General features: G+C 72.0%; 15 protein-coding genes. 10 read left to right on the top strand and 5 right to left on the bottom strand.

Annotated elements, in window-relative coordinates:
- Positions 1–72 precede the first annotated feature (72 nt).
- Together ACFXDJ_RS11740 and ACFXDJ_RS11735 are read right to left on the bottom strand one after the other, a co-directional pair.
- Positions 73–1044: an aldo/keto reductase gene (locus ACFXDJ_RS11740; protein WP_384662980.1), complete on the bottom strand. Its 972-nt coding sequence runs from the start codon at positions 1042–1044 to the stop codon at positions 73–75.
- A gap of 23 nt (positions 1045–1067) precedes the next feature.
- Complete coding sequence (locus ACFXDJ_RS11735; RefSeq protein ID WP_384662981.1) at positions 1068–1916, bottom strand: CAP domain-containing protein; 849 nt, start codon at positions 1914–1916, stop codon at positions 1068–1070.
- A gap of 134 nt (positions 1917–2050) precedes the next feature.
- Between ACFXDJ_RS11735 and ACFXDJ_RS11730 the strand changes: the two genes are divergently transcribed.
- The 4 genes from ACFXDJ_RS11730 (at position 2051) to ACFXDJ_RS11715 (ending at position 8687) form a co-directional block, all read left to right on the top strand.
- Positions 2051–2332 carry an acylphosphatase gene (locus tag ACFXDJ_RS11730; RefSeq protein WP_384662982.1) on the top strand — a complete coding sequence of 94 codons (282 nt, stop codon included), beginning with the start codon at positions 2051–2053 and terminating at the stop codon, positions 2330–2332.
- Positions 2333–2691: 359 nt separating this feature from the next.
- A complete protein-coding gene (locus ACFXDJ_RS11725) occupies positions 2692–2907 on the top strand; it encodes a hypothetical protein (RefSeq protein ID WP_030227372.1) in 216 nt (71 codons plus the stop codon).
- A gap of 222 nt (positions 2908–3129) precedes the next feature.
- Positions 3130–7026, top strand: coding sequence for an AAA family ATPase (locus tag ACFXDJ_RS11720; RefSeq protein ID WP_384848918.1), 3897 nt, complete (start codon positions 3130–3132; stop codon positions 7024–7026).
- Between the two features lie 224 nt (positions 7027–7250).
- Positions 7251–8687 carry a sugar porter family MFS transporter gene (locus ACFXDJ_RS11715; RefSeq protein ID WP_384658458.1) on the top strand — a complete coding sequence of 479 codons (1437 nt, stop codon included), beginning with the start codon at positions 7251–7253 and terminating at the stop codon, positions 8685–8687.
- A gap of 66 nt (positions 8688–8753) precedes the next feature.
- Here ACFXDJ_RS11715 and ACFXDJ_RS11710 read toward each other — a convergent pair whose 3' ends face one another.
- Complete coding sequence (locus ACFXDJ_RS11710) at positions 8754–9740, bottom strand: LLM class flavin-dependent oxidoreductase (protein ID WP_384658461.1); 987 nt, start codon at positions 9738–9740, stop codon at positions 8754–8756.
- Positions 9741–9803: 63 nt separating this feature from the next.
- The gene (locus ACFXDJ_RS11705) at positions 9804–11282 is read right to left on the bottom strand and encodes a cytosine permease (protein WP_384658463.1); all 1479 of its coding nucleotides are present in this window, start codon (positions 11280–11282) and stop codon (positions 9804–9806) included.
- 146 nt (positions 11283–11428) lie between these two features.
- Here ACFXDJ_RS11705 and ftsY point away from each other — a divergent pair, with 146 nt between their 5' ends.
- Complete coding sequence (gene ftsY, locus ACFXDJ_RS11700) at positions 11429–12646, top strand: signal recognition particle-docking protein FtsY (protein ID WP_384658468.1); 1218 nt, start codon at positions 11429–11431, stop codon at positions 12644–12646.
- A gap of 83 nt (positions 12647–12729) precedes the next feature.
- Here ftsY and ACFXDJ_RS11695 read toward each other — a convergent pair whose 3' ends face one another.
- Entirely contained in the window at positions 12730–13401 is a 672-nt protein-coding gene (locus tag ACFXDJ_RS11695) for a bifunctional DNA primase/polymerase (protein ID WP_384658470.1), read from the bottom strand.
- A 423-nt stretch (positions 13402–13824) separates the two neighbouring features.
- On the opposite strand from ACFXDJ_RS11695, the gene ACFXDJ_RS11690 reads away from it, so the two are divergent.
- From ACFXDJ_RS11690 to ffh, 5 genes are all read left to right on the top strand, one after another.
- Complete coding sequence (locus ACFXDJ_RS11690) at positions 13825–15354, top strand: hypothetical protein (RefSeq protein ID WP_384658472.1); 1530 nt, start codon at positions 13825–13827, stop codon at positions 15352–15354.
- Between the two features lie 337 nt (positions 15355–15691).
- A complete protein-coding gene (locus ACFXDJ_RS11685; protein WP_384658475.1) occupies positions 15692–17038 on the top strand; it encodes an ammonium transporter in 1347 nt (448 codons plus the stop codon).
- Positions 17035–17373 carry a P-II family nitrogen regulator gene (locus ACFXDJ_RS11680; protein ID WP_214947857.1) on the top strand — a complete coding sequence of 113 codons (339 nt, stop codon included), beginning with the start codon at positions 17035–17037 and terminating at the stop codon, positions 17371–17373. The genes ACFXDJ_RS11685 and ACFXDJ_RS11680 overlap by 4 nt, the downstream gene beginning before the upstream one ends.
- A gap of 39 nt (positions 17374–17412) precedes the next feature.
- Complete coding sequence (locus ACFXDJ_RS11675; RefSeq protein ID WP_384658477.1) at positions 17413–19818, top strand: [protein-PII] uridylyltransferase; 2406 nt, start codon at positions 17413–17415, stop codon at positions 19816–19818.
- A gap of 251 nt (positions 19819–20069) precedes the next feature.
- Positions 20070–21647 carry a signal recognition particle protein gene (gene ffh / locus ACFXDJ_RS11670; protein ID WP_384664189.1) on the top strand — a complete coding sequence of 526 codons (1578 nt, stop codon included), beginning with the start codon at positions 20070–20072 and terminating at the stop codon, positions 21645–21647.
- The last annotated feature ends 110 nt before the right edge of the window (positions 21648–21757 follow it).

Here is a 21757-nt window from a genome sequence, read left to right as displayed (position 1 = left end):
GAGGGACACGGCCGCACCGCGGCCGTGTCCCTCTTTTTCTTTTCCGGGGTCAGGTCGCGTCCTGTTCCCGTGTCAGGCCGCGGCGCCGCGGTGGGCCGTGTCGAGGAGGGCCAGTTCCGCGGCGGAGAGCCGCAGGGCCGCCGCGGCCACGTTGTCGGCGAGGTGGCCGAGGTCCCCGGTGCCGGGGATGGCCAGTACGTGCGGCCCCTGGGCGAGGGTCCACGCCAGCCGGATCTGCGCGGGGCTCACGCCGTGGGCCCGCGCGACCTCCCGTACCTCGGCCACCCCTACGCCATCCGTGTCGCCGCCCGCGCCCGCTTCGCGTCCCGCGCCGGCGATCGCGTAGAACGGCACGAAGGCGACCCCCTGTTCGCCGCAGTCGCGGACGAAGGCCCCCTGCTTGGGCCGGACCCCGATCCCGTACATGTTTTGCACGCACACGACGGGCGCGATGGCGCGGGCCTCCGCGAGGTGTTCGGGCGTCACGTTGGAGATGCCCAGGTGGCGGATGAGCCCCGCCTCGCGCAGCTCCGCCAGCGCGCCGAAGCGTTCGGCGATCGAACCGGTCCCCAGCACCCGCAGATTGACCACGTCGAGGTGGTCGCGGCCGAGCTGGCGCAGATTCTCCTCGACCTGACCGCGCAGCTCGCCGGGGCCGGCGTGGGAGAGCCAGGCTCCCGACGGGTCGCGGCGGGGTCCGACCTTCGTCGTGATGACGAGGTCCTCCGGGTACGGGGCCAGCGCCGCGTTGATCAGCTCGTTGGCCGAACGCAGCGGCGAGAAGTAGAAGGCGGCGGTGTCCAGGTGGTTGACGCCGAGCTCGACCGCGCGGCGCAGTACGGCGATGGCCCGGCCGCGATCGCGCGGGACGGCGTCGGCCACGAGGGCCTCGCCGGTCTGCGGAAGGCGCATCGTGCCGAAGCCCATGCGGTTGATCTCCAGGTCACCGAGTTTCCAGGTGCCCGAAGCCGCCGCGCCGGTCGTGCCTGCCGTGGCCGTGGCCGTGACCGTGGCCGTCGTCGTGGTCGTCGTCGTTGAGGTCATGGCGGAATGATCTCCGCCGTGGCCTAGAAACCGAAGTCCTGGGTCCACCAGGGGCCGCCGGCGGCGTTGTACAGGCCTACGCCGAGGGTGCGGAATTCGCAGTTGAGGATGTTCGCCTTGTGGCCCGGGCTGTTCATCCAGGCCTTCATCACGGCCGTCGCGTCGCCCTGGCCGCGGGCTATGTTCTCGCCGCCCAGGCCCGAGATCCCGGCCGCGGTGGCCCGGTCCCACGGGGTCTTGCCGTCGGGGTCGGTGTGGTCGAAGAAGCCCCGGACGGCCATGTCCTTGCTGAAGGACGCGGCCAGCGCCGCCAGCGGCGGGTTCGCCCGGACCGGACCGCAGCCGGCCTGGGCGCGCTCCTGGTTCACCAGGGTGAGCACGGCGGCCTCCTCGGTGGAGTGGCCGGACGCGGCCGGCGGGGCCGCGGGGGTGGCCGGCTTCGGGGCGGCCGGCTTGGGCGCGGCGGCCGGGGTGGGGCTCGACTCGGGGGTCTTCGAGGGCTCCGCCGAGGGCGTCGGGGAAGGACTGGCCGACGGGGACGGCGAGGCGGAGGGAGAAGGGGAGGCGGAAGGGGAACCCGAAGCGGAACCGGGCCCGGCGGAGGCGCGGCCGGAGAGGTTGGCCAGGCCGCCCTGCTGTTCCAGCGCGCTCTCGGGGCTCGGCGAGGCCTGGGCCTTGGCCTCGGTCTTGGCGGCGGAGCCCACACCCGCGACGCCCACGTAGGGGAAGGAGGAGCCGACCGGGACCACGCCCGTGGTCACCGCCGCCGTGCCGAGGACCACGGCCACAGCCGCGCCGAGCAGGCCGCCGCGCACGGCGGTACGGCGCTTCGTGCCGCGACGGGGTGCGGCTTGGAGTCGGTGGCGTCCCATCGCGGCCTACCTTCCTCAGGGTTCAAGATCAGGGTTTACTCACCCAAATGGGGGAGCTCATTGGTGCGCGACTGTACGCCATGGCGACAGGGGGTGACGTGCCACGAATTTGTTTGCCCGGTTAGCGTTCAGGCATGAATGAAGATGTCCGGATGACCGCCTGGGTGCGCGGCCGTGTACAGGGAGTGGGCTTCCGCTGGTTCACCAGGGCCAATGCCCTGGAGATCGGCGGACTGGCCGGCTTCGCGCTCAACCTCGACGACGGTCGAGTACAGGTGGTGGCCGAAGGTCAACGTGAGAATTGCCACCGGCTCCTGGAATGGCTCCACAGCGCCGACACGCCCGGGAAGGTGGACGGTGTGACGGAGATCTGGGGCACACCGCGCGGCGGCTACGAAGGGTTCGCGATCCGGTGACCGATCGACTGATCATGCACTGAACAGATCTCCGGATGGTCCGCACATGGTCGGATCTGCGCATTCCCCGCTGAGACGTTGCCGACTCGGGCGATCCGTGGAAGGCTCGGAGACGTGGATGATCTCGACATCCCTTGTGAGCACCGGGCTGCCCGCCGATACAGGGCGTGATCGTGTTGACCGTCAAACTTTTTGGTGAGACGCTGGAAGCCCCGCGCACCTGAGCTGTTTGGCAGTGTTGGCAGTTAGCCAAAGAACGTGTGCAGTGACTGACAGTCGCTGCCGGACATCCGCGGGTGCGATTCCCTCACGACCCACACCGCTTTCGGTCGGTCACTCAGTGTGGAGGACCATCCATCATGGCAAAGGCGCTTCTCGGTTACGTCGGCGGTTCCGACCCGCGACTCCTCGCCGAGATGCGACGGCTTCAGCAGCGCGTCCAGGACCTGGAGTCCGAGCTCGGACGAATCCAGTCCGAAAACGACGCACTGAACGCGGCCGCCGCACAGCACGGAGACTCGCTGCTCGACAGCATCGACCTCGACGTACCCCAGGCGGAGCCTGCGCTCACCTGATCCGAGCTCCCTCGTCGCTCAACCAACCAGTACCGCAAGATCTGCAAGGGGCGCTTCGGCGTCCCTTCTTTCTTGCCGGGGCGTCTTTCTCGCCGAAGCGTCTTTCTTGCCGGGTACTCCTTCTGGCGCCGTTGCACCAGGTGAGAGGCCCCTTCCTTTAACGTCTGATGTGCCCTGCACCTTCATGGGCGAAACCGAACGTGAAAGGTAGAGTCCGGCGGCGTGCACCTCAAGTCCCTGACCCTGCGTGGCTTCAAATCCTTCGCCTCCGCCACCACCCTGCGCTTCGAGCCGGGCATCACCTGCGTCGTCGGCCCCAACGGCTCCGGCAAATCCAATGTGGTGGACGCGCTCTCCTGGGTCATGGGAGAACAAGGGGCCAAATCCCTGCGCGGCGGGAAGATGGAAGACGTCATCTTCGCCGGCACGACCGGCCGCCCGCCGCTCGGCCGCGCCGAGGTCTCGCTGACCATCGACAACTCCGACGGCGCGTTGCCCATCGACTACGCCGAAGTCACCATCACCCGGATCATGTTCCGCGGCGGCAGCAGCGAGTACCAGATCAACGGGGACACCTGCCGCCTCCTCGACATCCAGGAGCTGCTCTCCGACTCCGGCATCGGCCGCGAGATGCACGTCATCGTCGGCCAGGGCCAGCTGGACTCCGTACTGCACGCCGATCCGATGGGCCGCCGCGCCTTCATCGAAGAGGCGGCCGGCGTGCTCAAGCACCGCAAACGCAAAGAGAAGGCGCTGCGCAAACTCGACGCGATGCAGGCCAATCTGGCGCGCGTCCAGGACCTCAACGACGAGCTGCGCCGCCAGCTCAAGCCGCTCGGCCGGCAGGCGGCGGTGGCCCGGCGGGCGGCCGTGATCCAGGCCGACCTGCGCGACGCGCGACTGCGGCTGCTCGCCGACGACCTCGTGACGCTGAAGGGCGCGCTCGACGCGGAGATCGCGGACGAGGCGGCGCTGAAGGAACGGAAAGAGGCGGCGGAGGCGCAGCTCGCCGCGGCGGTGCGGCGGGAATCCGAACTGGAGGAAGCCGTACGGGAACTCGCGCCGCGGCTCCAGCGGGCGCAGCAGACCTGGTACGAGCTGTCGCAACTGGCCGAACGGGTACGGGGGACCGCGTCCCTGGCGGACGCCCGGGTCAAGTCGGCCTCGACGCCGCCCGAGGAGGAGCGGCGGGGCCGCGATCCGGAGGAGATGGAGAAGGAGGCCGCGCGGATCCGCGAGCAGGAGGCGGAACTGACGGCCGCGCTGGAGGCGGCCTCCCGGGCACTGGAGGACACGGTCTCGCACCGGGCCGAGCTGGAGCGTTCGCTGGCCGAGGAGGAACGGCGGCTACGGGACGCGGCGCGGGCCATCGCCGACCGGCGCGAGGGCCTGGCGCGGCTGACGGGCCGATTGGGCGCGGCCCGGTCCCGCGCGGGCGCGGCCCAGTCGGAGATCGACCGGCTGGTGGCGTCGCGGGACGAGGCGCGGTCCCGTGCGGTGGCGGCGCGGGAGGAGTACGAGGCACTGGCGGAGGAGGTCGGCGAGCACGACTCCCCGGCCTCCCCGGAGGGCGAGTACGAGGCCGCCCGGGCGGAGCTGGCCGCGGCGGAGGCCGGACTCGGCGCGGCGCGCGACGCGTTGGCGACGGCGGAACGTTCACGCGCGGCGGTGTCGGCGCGCCGCGAGGCCCTGGCGATGGGGCTGCGCCGCAAGGACGGCACCGGGGCGGTGCTGGCGGCGCGGCTCGAAGGCCTGCTCGGCCCGGCGGCGGAGCTGCTGTCCGTGGCCCCGGGGTACGAAGTGGCGGTCGCGGCGGCGCTCGGTGCCGCGGCGGACGCGGTGGCCGCGGCGTCGCCGTCGGCGGCGGCGCAGGCGATCAGGCACCTGCGAGCGGTCGATGCGGGCCGGGCCGCATTCCTGATCACCCCGCAGGCTGCCTCCGGCGACCGCCCGGGACCGGTCCCGGGCCAGGCCGTGGCCCCGGTCGGCCCGGCGGGCGGGACTCCGGTCCCCGGCCGGATCGCCGGGCCGCTCCCCGCGCAGGTCGCCGGGGACGGCGATGGCGCGGTCGTCCCGGCCCGGGCCGTGGGCGGAGCCGGCGCTCCGGGCTCCGCCCCGGTCCCGGGTCAGGGCGTTGCCCCCGGCGACCGGGCGCCGTTCCCGGGAGCGGAGCCGACCGGCGGCTCCAGGCCGGGGGAGGGCTTCCCCCATGCATCCCCTTCCCGAGCCCCGGGATCCGCTGATCCGGGCTCCGCCGATCCGGGCTCCGCCCAGGCGGCGGATGCCGTGGCCACGGCGGAGCGCGAGGGACCGGGCGGAGCTGCCGGCCGCGGTATCCCCGCCGCCGCGCTGGTGCACGGGGATGCCGCCGTGGTGCGGTCCGTCGGCTGGGTGCTGCGGGACTACGCCGTCGTCGGGAGCCTCGAAGAAGCCGAGGCCCTGGTCGCCGCGCGGCCCGATCTGGTGGCGGTGACCGCCGAAGGGGACGTCCTCGGGGCGCACCTCGCGCACGGCGGATCCGCCGGGGTGCCCAGCCTGATCGAGGTGCAGGCGGCCGTGGACGAGGCGGACGCCGAGTGCGGCCGGCTGGACGGCCGGTGCCTCGCGCTGGAGGAGGAGAAGGCGGCCGCCGCGCGGCGGCGTTCGGAGGCCGGAGCGCGCGTGGAGGAGCTCGGTGAGCTCAGGCGGGCCGCCGAGCAGGCACGGGCCGGGGTCGCGCAGCAGCTCGGGCGGCTCGCCGGACAGGCGAAGGGGGCCGAGGGCGAGGCCGAGCGCGGGGCCGCGGCCGCGGCCAAGGCGCAGGAGGCGCTGGAGCAGGCGCTGGCCGACGTGGAGGAGTGCGCGGAGCGGCTCGCCGTCGCCGAGGAAATGCCGGTGGAGGAGGAGCCGGACACCTCCCGCAGGGACCGGCTCGCCGCCGACGGGGCGAACGCGCGGCAGACCGAGATGGAGGCACGGCTCCAGCTCAGGACCCACGAGGAGCGGGTCAAGGGCCTGGCCGGCCGCGCGGACGGACTCGACCGTGCGGCTCGCGCCGAGCGGGAGGCCCGCACCCGGGCCGAGCGCCGCCGGGAACGGCTGCGCCACGAGGCCCGGGTGGCCGGAGCCGTCGCCGACGGCGCCCGCCAGCTGCTCGCGCACATCGAGGTGTCGCTGACCCGGGCCGCCGAGGAGCGCACGTCGGCCGAGTACGCCAAGGGCCTGCGCGAGCGGGAGCTCGACGAGGCCAGGAACCGGGGCCGCGGCCTCAAGGGCGAGCTCGACAAGCTCACCGACTCCGTGCACCGGGGCGAGGTGCTCGGCGCGGAGAAGCGGATGCGGATCGAGCAGGTGGAGGGCCGCGCGCTGGAGGAGTTCGGGATCGGGCCGGCGGAACTCGTCGCCGAGTACGGCCCCGATCAGCCGGTGCCGCCGAGCCCGCCCGTGGAGGGGGAGGACCGGGAGTCGGACGAGGCCGGGCCGCAGCCCTTCGTACGGGCCCGGCAGGAGAAGCGGCTGAAGGCCGCCGAGCGGGCCTACCAGCAGCTCGGCAAGGTCAATCCGTTGGCCCTGGAGGAGTTCGCGGCCCTGGAGGAGCGGCACAAGTTCCTCAGCGAGCAGCTGGAAGACCTACGCAAAACGCGCACCGATCTCCTTCAGGTCGTGAAGGAGGTGGACGAGCGGGTCGAGCAGGTTTTCACGGAGGCGTACCGGGATACGGCCCGGGAGTTCGAAGGGGTGTTCTCGCGACTGTTCCCCGGTGGCGAGGGCCGGCTGATCCTCACCGACCCCGGCAACATGCTGACCACCGGCATCGACGTGGAGGCGCGCCCGCCCGGCAAGAAGGTCAAGCGGCTGTCGCTGCTCTCCGGCGGCGAGCGCTCGCTGACCGCCGTGGCGCTGCTGGTCGCCATCTTCAAGGCCAGGCCCAGCCCGTTCTACGTGATGGACGAGGTCGAGGCCGCGCTCGACGACACCAACCTCCAGCGGCTGATCCGGATCATGGAGGAGCTCCAGGAGAGCTCGCAGCTGATCGTGATCACGCACCAGAAGCGGACGATGGAGGTCGCGGACGCGCTCTACGGCGTCTCGATGCAGGGCGACGGGGTCTCGAAGGTCATCAGCCAGCGCCTGCGGTGACACGCGTCAGCCGACCACTCATTCAAGAAGTGAACCTCAAGCCCTCCTAAACCGCTCAGGTCTGCGAGAAAACAAGCCTTCCTTCACCTCTTGACTTCAAGAAATGAACACATAGGCTCGCTTCCGCCGTCCTTCCTCCAGGTGGTGCCCGATCTTGACCTGTGCGCCACTGGTAGGAAACAACCCACCGCCCGTCACCGCAGCCGGGCACGCAGGAGCAGACCTTGACCAGCAGCAGCACCACGCAGGCCTCGGCATCAGGCGGCGGCCGCGCGTCCCAGCCCGACCACCTCGGGCACGTCATCTTCATCACAGCGGCCGCGGCCATGGGCGGATTCCTCTTCGGCTACGACAGCTCCGTCATCAACGGCGCCGTCGTCGCGATCCGGGACCGCTTCGACGTCGGGGCCGGCACCCTCGCCCAGGTGATCGCCGCCGCGCTGATCGGCTGCGCCCTCGGCGCCGCCACCGCCGGCCGCATCGCCGACCGGATCGGCCGCATCCGCTGCATGCAGATCGCCGCCGCCCTCTTCACGGCCAGCGCCCTCGGCTCGGCCCTCCCCTTCGCCCTCTGGGACCTCGCCCTGTGGCGGGTCATCGGCGGCTTCGGCATCGGCATGGCCTCGGTCATCGGCCCGGCCTACATCGCCGAGGTGTCCCCGCCCGCGTACCGCGGCCGGCTCGCCTCCTTCCAGCAGGCCGCGATCGTCATCGGCATCGCCGTCTCCCAGCTCGTCAACTGGGGGATCCTGAACCTCGCCGACGGCGACCAGCGCGGCAGCATCGGCGGCCTGGAAGCCTGGCAGTGGATGCTCGGCGTCATGGTCGTCCCGGCCGCGCTCTACGGGCTGATGTCCTTCGTCATCCCGGAGTCCCCGCGCTTCCTGATCTCCGTCGGCCGCACCGACGAGGCCAAGAAGGTGCTCGCCGAGGTCGAGGGCGAGCACGTCGACCTCGACGGGCGCGTCGCGGACATCGAGCACGCCATGCGCTCCGAGCACAAGTCCACCTTCAAGGACCTGCTCGGCGGCCGCTTCGGCTTCCTGCCCATCGTCTGGATCGGCATCGGCCTCTCCGTCTTCCAGCAGCTCGTCGGCATCAACGTGATCTTCTACTACAGCTCCTCGCTGTGGCAGTCGGTCGGCATCGACCCGAGCGCCTCGTTCCTGTACTCCTTCGAGACCTCGGTCGTGAACATCATCGGCACGGTGATCGCGATGATCTTCGTGGACCGGATCGGCCGCAAGCCCCTCGCGCTCATCGGCTCCGTCGGCATGGCGATCTCCCTGGCCCTGGCGGCCTGGGCCTTCTCGTACAAGTCCGGCGCGGGCGGCGACATCGCGCTGCCGCACGCCCAGGGCATCGTGGCCCTGGTCGCCGCCAACTGCTTCGTGCTCTTCTTCGCGATGTCCTGGGGCGTGGTCGTCTGGGTGCTGCTCGGGGAGATGTTCCCGGGCCGCATCCGCGCCGCCGCCCTCGGCGTGGCCGCCGCCGCCCAGTGGATCGCCAACTGGGTCATCACGGTCTCGTTCCCGACCCTGTCGGACTGGAACCTGTCGGGCGCCTACGTCATCTACACGTTCTTCGCCGCGCTCTCGGTCCCGTTCATCCTCAAGTGGGTGCCGGAGACCAAGGGCAAGGCGTTGGAGGAGATGGGGTAACCACCCCCGCCAACACCCCTCTCCTCTCGCGACAGGTACTGCCCCCGCCGGCCCGGCCCCCGTGGCTCAGGCCTTGAGCCGGGGCAGTACCTGTTCGCACAGCAGGTGCAGGCTCCGCCAGCCCTCGTCGATGGGCATCCCGCCGCACAGCGGGTGCAGCACCAGGTTCCCCGCCTCGCCCGCGCCGCGGGCGTACGCGACCGCCTCGTCCGGGGTGAGGATCCGGTACACGCCCTCCGCGCGCAGCTCCGCCACCGTGTGCGCGCCCGAGCGGACGGCGCTGAGGATGTCCTTGGACTGCCAGGACGCGTACATCCCGGCCTCGTGCAGGAAGCGTTCTCCGTGCTCGGCCCACGCCCGGTCGGGGTCCTCGGCGATGAGCAGCAACGGGGTCTCGGCCGCCGGCATCATGCAGAAGCCCTCCGTGCCGTACTCCGCGAGCCTCGCGTTGTAGTACGCCTCCAGCTCCGGCAGGTGCGCGCTCGGGAAGAACGGCAGCCCCAGCCGGGCCGCGCGGCGGGCCGCCGCCTGCGAGCTGCCGCCGACCAGGAGCAGCGGGTGCGGCTGGGTGAACGGCCGCGGGGTGACCCGTACCGTCCGGCCCCGGAACTCGAACGGCTCGCCGGTCCACGCCTTCAGCAGGGTTTCCAGCAGCTCGTCCTGGAGCTTGCCGCGCCGGCCCCATTCCACGCCGTGCTGCTCGTACTCCTCGGGCCGGTAGCCGATGCCGGCCACCGTGACGAGGCGGCCGCCGCTGAGGAGGTCGAGGACCGCGATGTCCTCGGCGACCTTCAGCGGGTCGTACAGCGGGCCGATGATCGCCGAGACGGTGACCGCGATCCGGCGGGTGGCGCCGAAGACCGCGCCCGCGAAGGCGAAGGGCGAGGGCAGCCAGTTGTTGTCGGTGCCGTGGTGCTCTTCGGTCTGGATGGTGTCGATCCCGCGGTCGTCCGCGTACTTCGCCATCTCCAGCGCGGCCTTGTACCGGGCGGAGAGGGTTTCCGGGGTGCCGTTCGGGTCGATGAGATTGAACCGGGCCACGGTGATGGGCATGGAGAAGTCCCCCTTCGCCGGAGGTGGGTGGGCGGGCGAAGGGGGACGTTAGCTGACGTGACGTCAGTTGGACAGGGCTCCGGCGGCCACCGGCTCACCGGGGACGGGCTCCACGGCGGGCCCGGCCGACGGTTCTGCCGACGGCCCGGCCGGCGCCGTCGGCGCCGTGCGCGGCAGGACCGCGTACAGGACGGCCGAGGTGACGATGCCCGCCGCCCAGCCCAGGCCGTTCTCGCCGATCCAGGTGGTGGCCAGCGGGCCGCTGAACCAGTCGACCTTCGTGAACAGCAGGCCCACCACCAGGGCCAGGCCCCAGGCGGTCATGGCCTGCCAGGCGAAACCGCCCCGGTACCAGTAGGCGCTGGTCCGGGTGGTGTCCAGCAGGGCAGCGCCGTCGTAGGAGGTGCGGCGCAGCATGTCCACGCCGAAGACGCCGATCCAGGCGGAGAAGGCCACGGCGAGCAGGGTCAGGAAGGAGATGAAGGACCCGAAGAAGCTGGTGGCGACCACCATCAGCAGGAAGCCGAAGACCAAGCTGATGACGGCGTTGACGCTCACCGCCGCCGCGCGCGGGACCTTGATGCCGAGGGTCTGCGCCGTGAAGCCGGCCGAGTACATGGACATCGAGTTGATGAGCAGCATGCCGACGAGCGCGATCAGCAGGTACGGGACCGCGATCCAGGTCGGCAGCAGCTCCCCGATGAAGGAGACCGGGTCCTGCGCGGTGGCCAGGTCGGGGGTGGCGACCGCCATCACCGCGCCCATCAGCACCATCGGGATGACGACGACGGCCGCGCCGCCGATGGTGGCGCCGACCATGCCCCTGGCGGAGGCGGTGCGGGGCAGGTAGCGGGTGAAGTCCGGACCGGAGGGGACCCAGCTGATCCCGCCGGCGGCGATGGTGCCGATGCCCGCGATCATCATCGCGGTGGAACCGGCGGGCTTGCCGAAGACGGCCGACCAGTCGGTCTCGACGATCAGGTAGCCGAGGACGAGCACGCTGAAGGCGCCGAAGAGGTACGTGGACCACGTGGAGCAGACGCGCAGGGCGTTGATGCCGAGACCGGAGACCAGGAAGGTGCACCCGACGAAGAAGAGGAGGGTGACCGCGATCAGGGCGGTGTTCTTCTTGATGCCGAAGACCAGGTCGAGCACGGTCAGGACGGCGTAGGCGCCGCTGACGGCGTTGATGGTCTCCCAGCCCCAGCGCGCGACCCAGATCAGGGCGCCGGGGAAGAGGTTGCCGCGCTGGCCGAAGACGGCCCGGGAGAGCGCCATGCCGGGGGCGCCGCCGCGCTTGCCCGCGATGGATATGAGGCCGACGATGCCGTACGAGACCACGGGCGCGGCGATCGCGACGACGAGCACCTGCCAGATGTTCAGCTTGTTGAAGATGACCAGGCCGGCGCCCATGGTCAGCAGCAGCACGCTGATGTTGGCGGCGACCCAGGTCGGCACGAGCTCGCGGACCCGGCCGCGCCGCTCGCCGTCCGGAACGGGCTCCAGGCCGCGTGACTCGACGGCGGTCGTCTCGGCAGGCATAGGTGTACTCCGTGGGGGGAGGCGGGGCGTGGGGAATTGCCCATCATCGTAGATTCGCCGCAAAAAGTACAAACAGAGGCTTACGTCCTGGTATAAACCTCCAGGGTCCCCGCCTCGGGGTGCGCGTGGCCGATACTGGGTGGGTTATGACAGACATCCTCATCCTCGCCGTAGTCATCGCCCTGGTCGCGGTCGGTGCGATCAGCGGGCTCGTGGTCAGCAGCCGCAAGAAGAAGCAGTTGCCCACGGCGCCGCCGAGCACGCCGACCATCACTGCCCCGCCCGCCGAACCGCAGGTGGGGGAGGACGCCGCAACGACGGCGGAAGAGCCGCGCCGCACGATCGAGGAGGTCGCGCTCCCCGAGGCGGAGGCTGCCGAAGCCCCCGTCGTGGAGGCCGAGGCTCCCGCCGCGCCCGCCGCCCCCGAGATCGAGGTGCCCGAGCCCACCGCCGGCCGCCTGGTCCGGCTGCGCGCGCGCCTCGCCCGGTCGCAGAACTCGCTCGGCAAGGGGCTGCTCACGCTGCTCTCCCGCGAGCACCTCGACGAGGACACCTGGGAGGAGATCGAGGAGACCCTCCTCATCGCCGACGTCGGTGTCGCGCCGACCCAGGAGCTGGTGGACCGGCTCCGCGAGCGGGTCAAGGTGCTCGGCACCCGCACCCCCGCCGATCTGCGCGCCCTGCTGAAGGAAGAGCTCGTCGCGCTCCTCGGCACCGACTTCGACCGCGCCGTGAAGACGGAGAGCGGCGAGGACACCCCCGGCGTGATCATGGTCGTCGGTGTCAACGGCACCGGCAAGACCACCACCACCGGCAAGCTGGCCCGCGTGCTCGTCGCCGACGGCCGCAGCGTCGTGCTCGGCGCGGCCGACACCTTCCGTGCCGCAGCCGCCGACCAGCTCCAGACCTGGGGCGACCGGGTCGGCGCGCGCACCGTGCGCGGACCCGAGGGGGGCGACCCCGCCTCCATCGCCTACGACGCGGTCAAGGAGGGCATCGCCGAGGGCGCCGACGTGGTGCTCATCGACACCGCCGGCCGCCTGCACACCAAGACCGGCCTGATGGACGAGCTCGGCAAGGTCAAGCGCGTCGTGGAGAAGCACGGCCCGCTGGACGAGATCCTGCTGGTCCTGGACGCCACCACCGGCCAGAACGGCCTGACCCAGGCCCGGGTCTTCGCGGAGGTCGTGGACATCACCGGCATCGTCCTGACCAAGCTCGACGGCACCGCCAAGGGCGGCATCGTCATCGCCGTCCAGCGCGAGCTGGGCGTCCCGGTCAAGCTCATCGGCCTCGGCGAGGGCGCGGACGACCTGGCCCCCTTCGACCCGGAGGCCTTCGTCGACGCCCTGATCGGCGACTGAGAGCCTCAAAAGGCATACGAGCCTGTACGCAGACCAGTGCCCCCGCGGTCCCACGGACCCGGGGGCACTGCCGTGGGCGGGGCTCAGGCCTTGCGCAGCCGGTGGCACAGATAGGCGAGGGTGCCCAGCAGGAGCCGGGCCTGGGGCGGATCCCCGGCCGAGTCCAGCGCCGGGGGGCGCAGCCAGCTCATCGGGCCGAGTCCCGCGTGGTCGGACGGCGGTGCGGTGACGTAGGAGCCCTGGCCGAGCGCGCGCAGATCGAGACCGGCGTCGTCCCAGCCCATCCGGTAGAGCAGCTGGGGCAGCCCGGCCGCGGCCCCCGGGGCCACGAAGAACTGGGCCCGGCCGTCCGGGGTCGCGGTGACCGGGCCGAGCGGCAGGCCCATCCGCTCCAGCCGGACCAGCGCCCGCCGCCCGGCTTCCTCGGCCACCTCGATGACGTCGAAGGCGCGGCCGACGGGGAGCAGCACCGCGGCTCCCGGGTATCCGCTCCACGTCTCGGTGACCTCGTCGAGGGTGGCTCCGGCCGGGACCGTCGGCGCGAGGGCCAGCGGATGCGCCCCCGGCGCGCCGCAACTCGTATGACCGCAGGAGCAGTCGCGGGCGGGCGCCGCGGCCCGGGCGCCCGGGACCACGTCCCAGCCCCACAGTCCGGTGTACTCCGCCACCGCCGTGCACTCCGACGTCCGGCCTCGACGCCGAGCGCCGGACCGGAACTCCTTGGTGCCGCGGCTGCCGCCGATCGTGAAGCCCATGCCCATGCCCCCTCCAACGGGTCGGACGTGCCGGTGGTTACGACGTCGGCGGGACCGGATGGGGCAGGATGCGGAGTCCGGATCGCGCCCGGGCCGCGGCGGTCCGTCCTGTCGCGGCCCGGCGCACTCCTCGCCGCGCGCGCCCCGAGCGCACCCCTGTCCATCCGATCGGTTTCGCCTTCGTGTCAAGTGAATCGCGCCTGGCGGGTGGCGAGTTCATTCGAAGGGGTGGCGAATGGTGGCGTTTCCGGGATCGACCTCGCCGAAGGGGTGATCGTAGGATTACTTTCGGTGCACGAAGAGCGAAGGCAGACTCGTCCGCGGGTATGCCGGAGGCATGGTGTGAAGGACCTGTGAAGGTCTCCTCCCGCCGCTCGCCGACCGACTTCGTGTTTGAAGAGGCTGAGGGATGGGGGCGTTCCAGTGAGCGGCAACGGCGCAAGCGGAACGAGCGCGGAGTCCGACGACTCGTCCGCCGAGGAGCCGGAGCAGGGTGCGACCGCCCGCAACGAGCAGCTGACGTCGTGGTTCGTCCGCAGCGGCTGGTCCAAGGGCGAGCTGGCCCGCCAGGTCAACCGCCGCGCCCGCCAGATGGGCGCCCACCACATCAGCACCGACACCTCCCGGGTCCGCCGCTGGCTCGACGGCGAGCAGCCCCGCGAACCCGTCCCGCGGATCCTCTCCGAGCTGTTCTCCGAACGCTTCGGCTCCGTCGTCGCCATCGAGCACCTCGGACTGCGCACCGCCCACCAGACCCCCTCCGTCTCCGGGGTCGACCTGCCCTGGGCCGGCCCGCAGACCGTCGAGCTGCTCGGCGAGTTCTCCCGCAGCGACCTGATGCTGGCCCGCCGCGGCTTCCTCGGGACCTCGCTCGCGCTCTCCGCCGGCCCCGCCCTCATCGAGCCCATGCAGCGCTGGCTCGTCCCGGTCCCGCCCTCGGACCAGGGCCCGCGGGCGGCGGGACCGGCGGGCGGCGCCCTCAGCGGCCACCGGCCGCCCCGGCTCTCCGAGCCCGAGCTCGACCTCCTCGAAGCCACCACCGTGATGTTCCGCCAGTGGGACGCCCAGTGCGGCGGCGGCCTGCGCCGCAAGGCCGTGGTCGGCCAGCTCCACGAGGTCACCGACCTGCTCCAGGAACACCACCCGGCCCCGGTCATGAAACGGCTCTTCAAGGTGGCCGCGGAACTGGCCGAACTCGCCGGCTGGATGAGCTACGACATCGGCATGCACCCCACCGCGCAGAAGTACTTCGTCCTCGCGCTGCACGCCGCCAAACAGGGCGGGGACAAGCCGCTCGGCTCGTACATCCTCTCCAGCATGAGCCGCCAGATGATCCACCTCGGCCGCCCCGAGGACGCCCTGGAGCTCATCCACCTCGCGCAGTACGGCAGCCGCGACTGCGCGGGGCCCCGTACCCAGGCCATGCTGTATGCGATGGAGGCCCGCGCCTACGCCAACATGGGCCAGCCCAGCCGCTGCAAGCGGGCCGTGCGGATGGCCGAGGACACCTTCTCCGACGTCGGCTTCGGCGGGGAGACCGAACCCGACTGGATCCGCTTCTTCTCCGAGGCCGAGCTCAACGGCGAGAACTCCCACTCCTACCGAGACCTGGCCTACGTGGCCGGCCGCAGCCCCATGTACGCCTCCCTCGCCGAGCCCGTCATGGAGCGCGCCGTCGAGCTCTTCGAGAAGGACGAGGAGCACCAGCGCTCGTACGCCCTCAACCTCATCGGCATGGCCACCGTGCACCTGCTCCAGCGCGAGCCCGAGCAGGCCGCCGTCCTCGTCGGCCGCGCCCTCGACGTGGCGGGAAAGGTGCGGTCCGAAAGGGTCAACACCCGGCTGCGCAAGACCGTCGACACCGCCGCGCGTGAGTACGGCGACGTGGCCGACGTGGTGCGCCTCACCGACCACCTCGCCTCCCGGCTCCCCGAAGCCGCGGAGGCCGTCTGACGGCCCTCGCGGCCGTCCATCCAGGCCCCCGGCCGTGGCAGTCACCCCGTGAAGCCCGATCAGGCTCCCCCAGCCAGGTTCCCCGGGTCATCGCCACGGCCGGGCTTTCGGGCCGGGCGTCCATGAACCACCCGTTCATGGACGCGTAACACGCGGGACCTCTTCGTCATCGACGCGAAACACCCAGCGGCGCCGCCGGAAACCGGCCTGCGCGAATCTCAGGGCCATTAACCGGCCAGCTTTCGGGCCGGGCCCCTCAGGCCTGATTCAAAAACCAGCGCCGCTCAGGTTTTCACGGTCGCCCGCACGCGAACGTACCGACGACGAGGAGACGCCGATGGCATCAGCCATCACGACCCTCGCGGCAGACGCCCCGACGCTCTCTGCCGCGAACACCGGGTTCATGCTCATCTGCTCCGCCCTGGTCATGCTGATGACCCCGGGACTCGCCTTCTTCTACGGAGGCATGGTCCGCGTCAAGAGCAGCCTCAACATGCTGATGATGAGCTTCATCAGCCTCGGGATCGTCACGATCCTCTGGGTCCTCTACGGATTCAGCCTCGCCTTCGGCTCCGACGTCGGGTCCGTGATCGGCTGGAGCTCCGACTACGTCGGACTCAGCGGCATCGGCATCACCGAGCTGTGGGACGGCTACACCATCCCCGTCTACGTCTTCGCCGTCTTCCAGCTGATGTTCGCCATCATCACCCCGGCCCTGATAAGCGGTGCCCTGGCCGACCGCGTCAAGTTCAGCGCGTGGGCCCTCTTCATCACCCTCTGGGTCACGATCGTCTACTTCCCCGTCGCCCACTGGGTGTGGGGCGCCGGCGGCTGGCTCTTCAAGCTCGGCGTCATCGACTTCGCCGGCGGCACCGCCGTCCACATCAACGCTGGCGCCGCGGCCCTCGGCGTCATCCTGGTCATCGGCAAGCGCGTCGGCTTCAAGAAGGACCCGATGCGCCCGCACAGCCTCCCGCTCGTGATGCTCGGCGCCGGCCTCCTGTGGTTCGGCTGGTTCGGCTTCAACGCCGGATCCTGGCTCGGCAACGACGACGGCGTCGGCGCCGTCATGTTCGTCAACACCCAGGTCGCCACCGCCGCCGCCATGCTCGCCTGGCTCGGCTACGAGAAGCTGCGCCACGGCTCCTTCACCACGCTGGGCGCCGCCTCCGGCGCGGTCGCCGGCCTCGTCGCCATCACCCCCTCCGGCGGCTCCTGCTCCCCGCTCGGCGCGATCGCCATCGGCGCCATCGCCGGCGTCGTGTGCGCCATGGCCGTCGGCCTCAAGTACAAGTTCGGCTTCGACGACTCCCTCGACGTCGTCGGCGTCCACCTCGTCGGCGGTGTCGTCGGCTCCCTCCTCATCGGCCTCTTCGCCACCGGCGGGGTCCAGTCCGACGCGGCCGGCCTCTTCTACGGCGGCGGCCTCGCCCAGCTCGGCAAGCAGGCGGTGGGAGTCTTCTCCGTCCTCATCTACTCTCTCGTGGCGTCCGCGGTCCTCGCCTTCCTCCTCGACAGGACGATGGGCATGCGGGTCACCGAGGACGACGAGGTCTCCGGCATCGACCAGGTCGAACACGCCGAGACCGCCTACGACTTCAGCGGAGCCGGCGGCGGCGCCTCTTCGCGGAGCACCGCCGCACCCGTCCCCGCTGCCGCCGCGAGCAAGAAGGTTGACGCATGAAGCTCATCACCGCGATCGTGAAGCCGCACCGGCTGGACGAGATCAAAGAAGCCCTCCACCGGTACGGCGTCCAGGGACTCACGGTCTCCGAGGCCAGCGGATACGGCCGCCAGCGCGGCCACACCGAGGTCTACCGCGGCGCCGAGTACACCGTGGACCTCGTACCCAAGATCCGCATCGAGGTGCTCGTCGAGGACGGCGACGCCGAGGACGTGATGCGGATCGTGGTCGACGCCGCCCAGACCGGCAAGATCGGCGACGGCAAGGTGTGGAGCATCCCCGTGGACTCGGTCATCCGGGTCCGCACCGGCGAGCGCGGCGCTGACGCGCTCTAGGTGACGGGAGCTCCTGGGTTGACGAGCGTCGAAGAGACCATGGACGACAACACGGCCGACTCGGGACCCAGCGGTTACGCCGCGGCCCGGCTGCGACTCCTCCAGGAGGAGTCGCGGTCCGGGCCTTCCCGGCGTTCCGCCCTGGCCGCGCTGACCGACGACTGGCTCAAAGCACTGTTCGCCACCGCCGTACGGGAGACCGGCGTACGGGGCGCCGCCCTCGTGGCCGTCGGCGGCTACGGCCGCGCCGAACTCTCCCCCCGCAGCGACCTCGACCTGGTCCTGCTCCACGACGGCAAAGCCGACCCCCGCGCGCTCAGCGCACTGGCCGACCGGCTCTGGTACCCCGTCTGGGACCTGGGGCTCGCCCTCGACCACTCGGTCCGCACCCCCGGCGAAGCCCGCAAGACCGCCGCCGAAGACCTCAAGGTGCACCTCGGACTGCTCGACGCCCGGCCCGTCGCCGGCGACGTCGGGCTCCTCGCGGGCCTGCGCACCTCGGTCCTCGCCGACTGGCGGAACCAGGCCGTCAAGCGGCTCCCCGAACTGCACTCCCTGTGCCGGGAACGGGCGGAGCGCGCGGGGGAACTGCGCTTCCTCCTCGAACCCGACCTCAAGGAGGCCCGCGGCGGGCTGCGCGACGTCACCGCCCTGCGGGCCGTCGCCGCGTCCTGGCTGGCCGACGCCCCGCGCGAAGGCCTCGCCGACGCCAGGCGGCGCCTGCTCGACGCGCGCGACGCCCTCCACCTGGTGACCGGGCGGGCCACCGAGCGGCTCTCCCTCCAGGAACAGACCCCGGTCGCGGCCCAGCTCGGGCTGCTCGACGCCGACGCCCTGCTCAGGGAGGTGTACGAGGCCGCGCGCGTGGTCTCGTACGCCGGCGACGTGACCTGGCGCGAAGTCGGGCGCGTGCTCCGCGCCCGGGCCGCGCGGCCCCGGCTCCGCGGCCTGCTCGGCACCCGCAGCACCGTGCCCGAGCGGGCGCCGCTCGCCGAAGGCGTCGTGGAATCCGACGGCGAGGCCGTCCTGGCCCTGGCCGCTCGCCCCGACCGGGACCCCGTCCTGCCCCTGCGGTTCGGCGCGGCCGCCGCCCAGGCCGGACTCCCCGTCTCGCTGCACGCCGTACGCAGGCTCGCGGCGCAGGCCCGACCCCTCCCGGTGCCCTGGCCGGCCGAGGCCCGGGAACAGCTGCTCACCCTGCTGGGCGCGGGCGAACCCACCATCGCCGTATGGGAGGCCCTCGAAGCCGAGGGGATCATCACCCGGCTGCTGCCCGACTGGGAACGGGTCCGCTGCCGGCCCCAGCGCAACCCCGTGCACACCTGGACCGTCGACCGGCACCTGGTCGAGACGGCCGTACGGGCCTCGGAGCTCACCCGCCGGGTCAGCCGACCCGACCTCCTCCTCATGGCCGCGCTGCTCCACGACATCGGCAAGGGCTGGCCCGGCGACCACTCGGTGGCGGGCGAGACGATCGCCCGCGACGTGGCGCTGCGGGTGGGCTTCGACCCGGAGGACGTGGCCGTGCTCGGGGTCCTCGTACGCCACCACCTGCTGCTCATCGACACCGCCACGCGCAGGGACCTGGACGACCCCGCGACGGTGAAGGCGGTCGCGGAGGCGGTCGGGACGGCCGGCACGCTGGAAATACTGCACGCCCTGACCGAAGCCGACGCGCTGGCGACGGGCCCCGCGGCCTGGAGCGCCTGGCGCGGCTCGCTCGTGGCCGACCTGGTCGGACGGGTCGCCGCCGTCCTGCGGGGGGCCGCCCCGGCGGCGGGGGAGCCGGAGATCCAGACGACCGAACAGGAACGCCTCGCGGTGGAGGCCCTGCGCACCGGGGAACCGGTCCTCTCCCTGCACGCCCGGCAGGAGGAGGACGCGGTCGGGGTCGAGCTGATCGTGGCCGTCCCCGACCAGCCGGGGGTCCTCCCGGCGGTGGCGGGAGTGCTGGCCCTGCACCGGCTGACGGTCCGGGCGGCGGACCTGCGCTCCCTGGAGCTCCCGGACCGGCTGGGCGAGGTGCTCGTCCTGCGGTGGCGGGTGGCCGCGGAGTACGGCTCCCTGCCGCAGGCCGCGCGGCTGCGCACCGACCTGGTGCGGGCGCTGGACGGCTCCCTGGACGTCCCGGCGAAGCTGGCGGACCGCGAGGCGGCGTACCCGCGCCGCCGCGGGGTGGTTCCGCCGCCGCCCCGGGTCTCGGTGGTCCCGGAGGTCTCCTCCCTGGCCACCGTCCTGGAGGTCCGCGCGCCCGACGCCGTCGGGCTGCTGCACCGGATCGGGCGCGCCCTGGAATCCTCCGGCGTCCGGGTCCGCAGCGCGCACGTCTCCACGCTGGGCGCGAACGCGGTGGACACGGTGTACGTGGTCGACGGGGACGGCAAGCCTCTCGCGCCCGTGGCCGCGGCAACCCTGGCCGCAGCGGTCCAGGCGACCCTGCTGTAGCCGCTGCGCGGAGCCGTCCCCGACCCGCCCTTCCACCGTTCCCCGGGCTCCGCCCGGACCCGGCCCTCAAACGCCGGGCGGGCTGGATACTCCAGCCTCGCCGGCGTTTGAGGCGCGGGGGTCCGGGGGCGGAGCCCCCGGTTTTGGGAAGGGGCGGGGTGGGGAAAGCCGCCCGCAGGGCCAAGGGGCTGGCGCGGCCCGATACCCTGGGGACGACCACACCGCCCCCGACCCGAGGAATCGCGACCACCGTGTTCGATACGCTTTCCGACCGCCTCAGCGCGACCTTCAAGTCCCTCCGGGGCAAAGGCCGCCTCTCCGAGCAGGACATCGACGCTGCGGCGCGGGAAATCCGTATCGCCCTCCTCGAGGCCGACGTCGCACTCCCCGTCGTCCGCTCCTTCATCGCGAACGTCAAGGAGCGCGCCCGCGGCGAAGAGGTCTCCAAGGCCCTGAACCCGGGCCAGCAGGTCCTCAAGATCGTCAACGACGAGCTGGTCTCCATCCTCGGCGGCGAGACCCGGCGGCTGCGCTTCGCCAAGACCGCGCCCACCGTGATCATGCTCGCCGGTCTCCAGGGTGCCGGTAAGACCACCCTCGCTGGAAAGCTCGGCCTTTGGCTCAAGGGGCAGGGCCACACCCCGCTCCTCGTCGCGTGCGACCTCCAGCGCCCCAACGCCGTCAACCAGCTCTCCGTCGTCGCGGAGCGGGCCGGCGTCGCCGTCTACGCGCCCGCGCCCGGCAACGGCGTCGGCGACCCGGTCCAGGTCGCCAAGGACTCCATCGAGTACGCGCGCACCAAGCAGTACGACATCGTCGTCGTCGACACCGCCGGCCGCCTCGGCATCGACCAGGAGCTGATGCAGCAGGCCGCGGACATCCGCGACGCCGTCAGCCCGGACGAGATCCTCTTCGTCGTCGACGCCATGATCGGCCAGGACGCGGTCAACACCGCCGAGGCCTTCCGCGACGGCGTCGGCTTCGACGGCGTCGTGCTCTCCAAGCTCGACGGCGACGCCCGCGGCGGTGCCGCGCTCTCCATCGCGCACGTCACGGGCAAGCAGATCATGTTCGCCTCGAACGGCGAGAAGCTCGACGAGTTCGACGCCTTCCACCCCGACCGCATGGCGGGCCGGATCCTCGACATGGGTGACATGCTCACCCTCATCGAGCAGGCCGAGAAGACGTTCAGCCAGGACGAAGCCGAGAAGATGGCGGCGAAGCTGGCGAAGGGGCCGAAGGAGTTCACGCTCGACGACTTCCTGTCCCAGATGGAGCAGGTCCGCAAGATGGGCTCCATCTCCAAGCTCCTCGGCATGCTCCCCGGCATGGGGCAGATCAAGGACCAGATCAACAACATCGACGAGCGCGACGTGGACCGCACCGCCGCGATCATCAAGTCGATGACCCCGGCCGAGCGCCAGGACCCGCACCTCATCAACGGCTCGCGCCGCGCCCGCATCGCCAAGGGCTCCGGCACCGAGGTCAGCGCCGTGAAGTCGCTCGTCGAGCGGTTCTTCGAGGCCCGCAAGATGATGTCCCGCATGGCCCAGGGCGGCGGCATGCCCGGGATGCCGGGCATCCCCGGGATGGGCGGCGGCCCCGGCCGGCAGAAGAAGCAGGTCAAGCAGGCCAAGGGCAAGCGCAAGAGCGGCAACCCGATGAAGCGCCGGGAAGAGGAAGCCGCGGCCGCGCTCCGCAAGGAGCAGGGCCCGCAGGCGGTCGAGCCGGCGGCCGGCGGCGGCAACCCGTTCGGCCTTCCGGCTGGCGGCGCGCAGCCCGGCCAGGACTTCGACCTCCCGGACGAGTTCAAGAAGTTCATGAAGTAACGGCGCGAGCCCGAAGGCGCGAGCCCAACGGCGCGAGCGCCCGCGGGGGGGGGGGGGGGGGGGGGGGGCGGGGGGGGGGCGGGGGGGCGGGGGAGGACGGGGAGGGGGTG

This window comes from Streptomyces sp. NPDC059443 (assembly GCF_042750105.1).
Lineage (GTDB): Bacteria > Actinomycetota > Actinomycetes > Streptomycetales > Streptomycetaceae > Streptomyces.
Note: the sequence above shows the minus strand (reverse complement) of the source record. Positions and strands in the feature narration are given on the sequence as shown.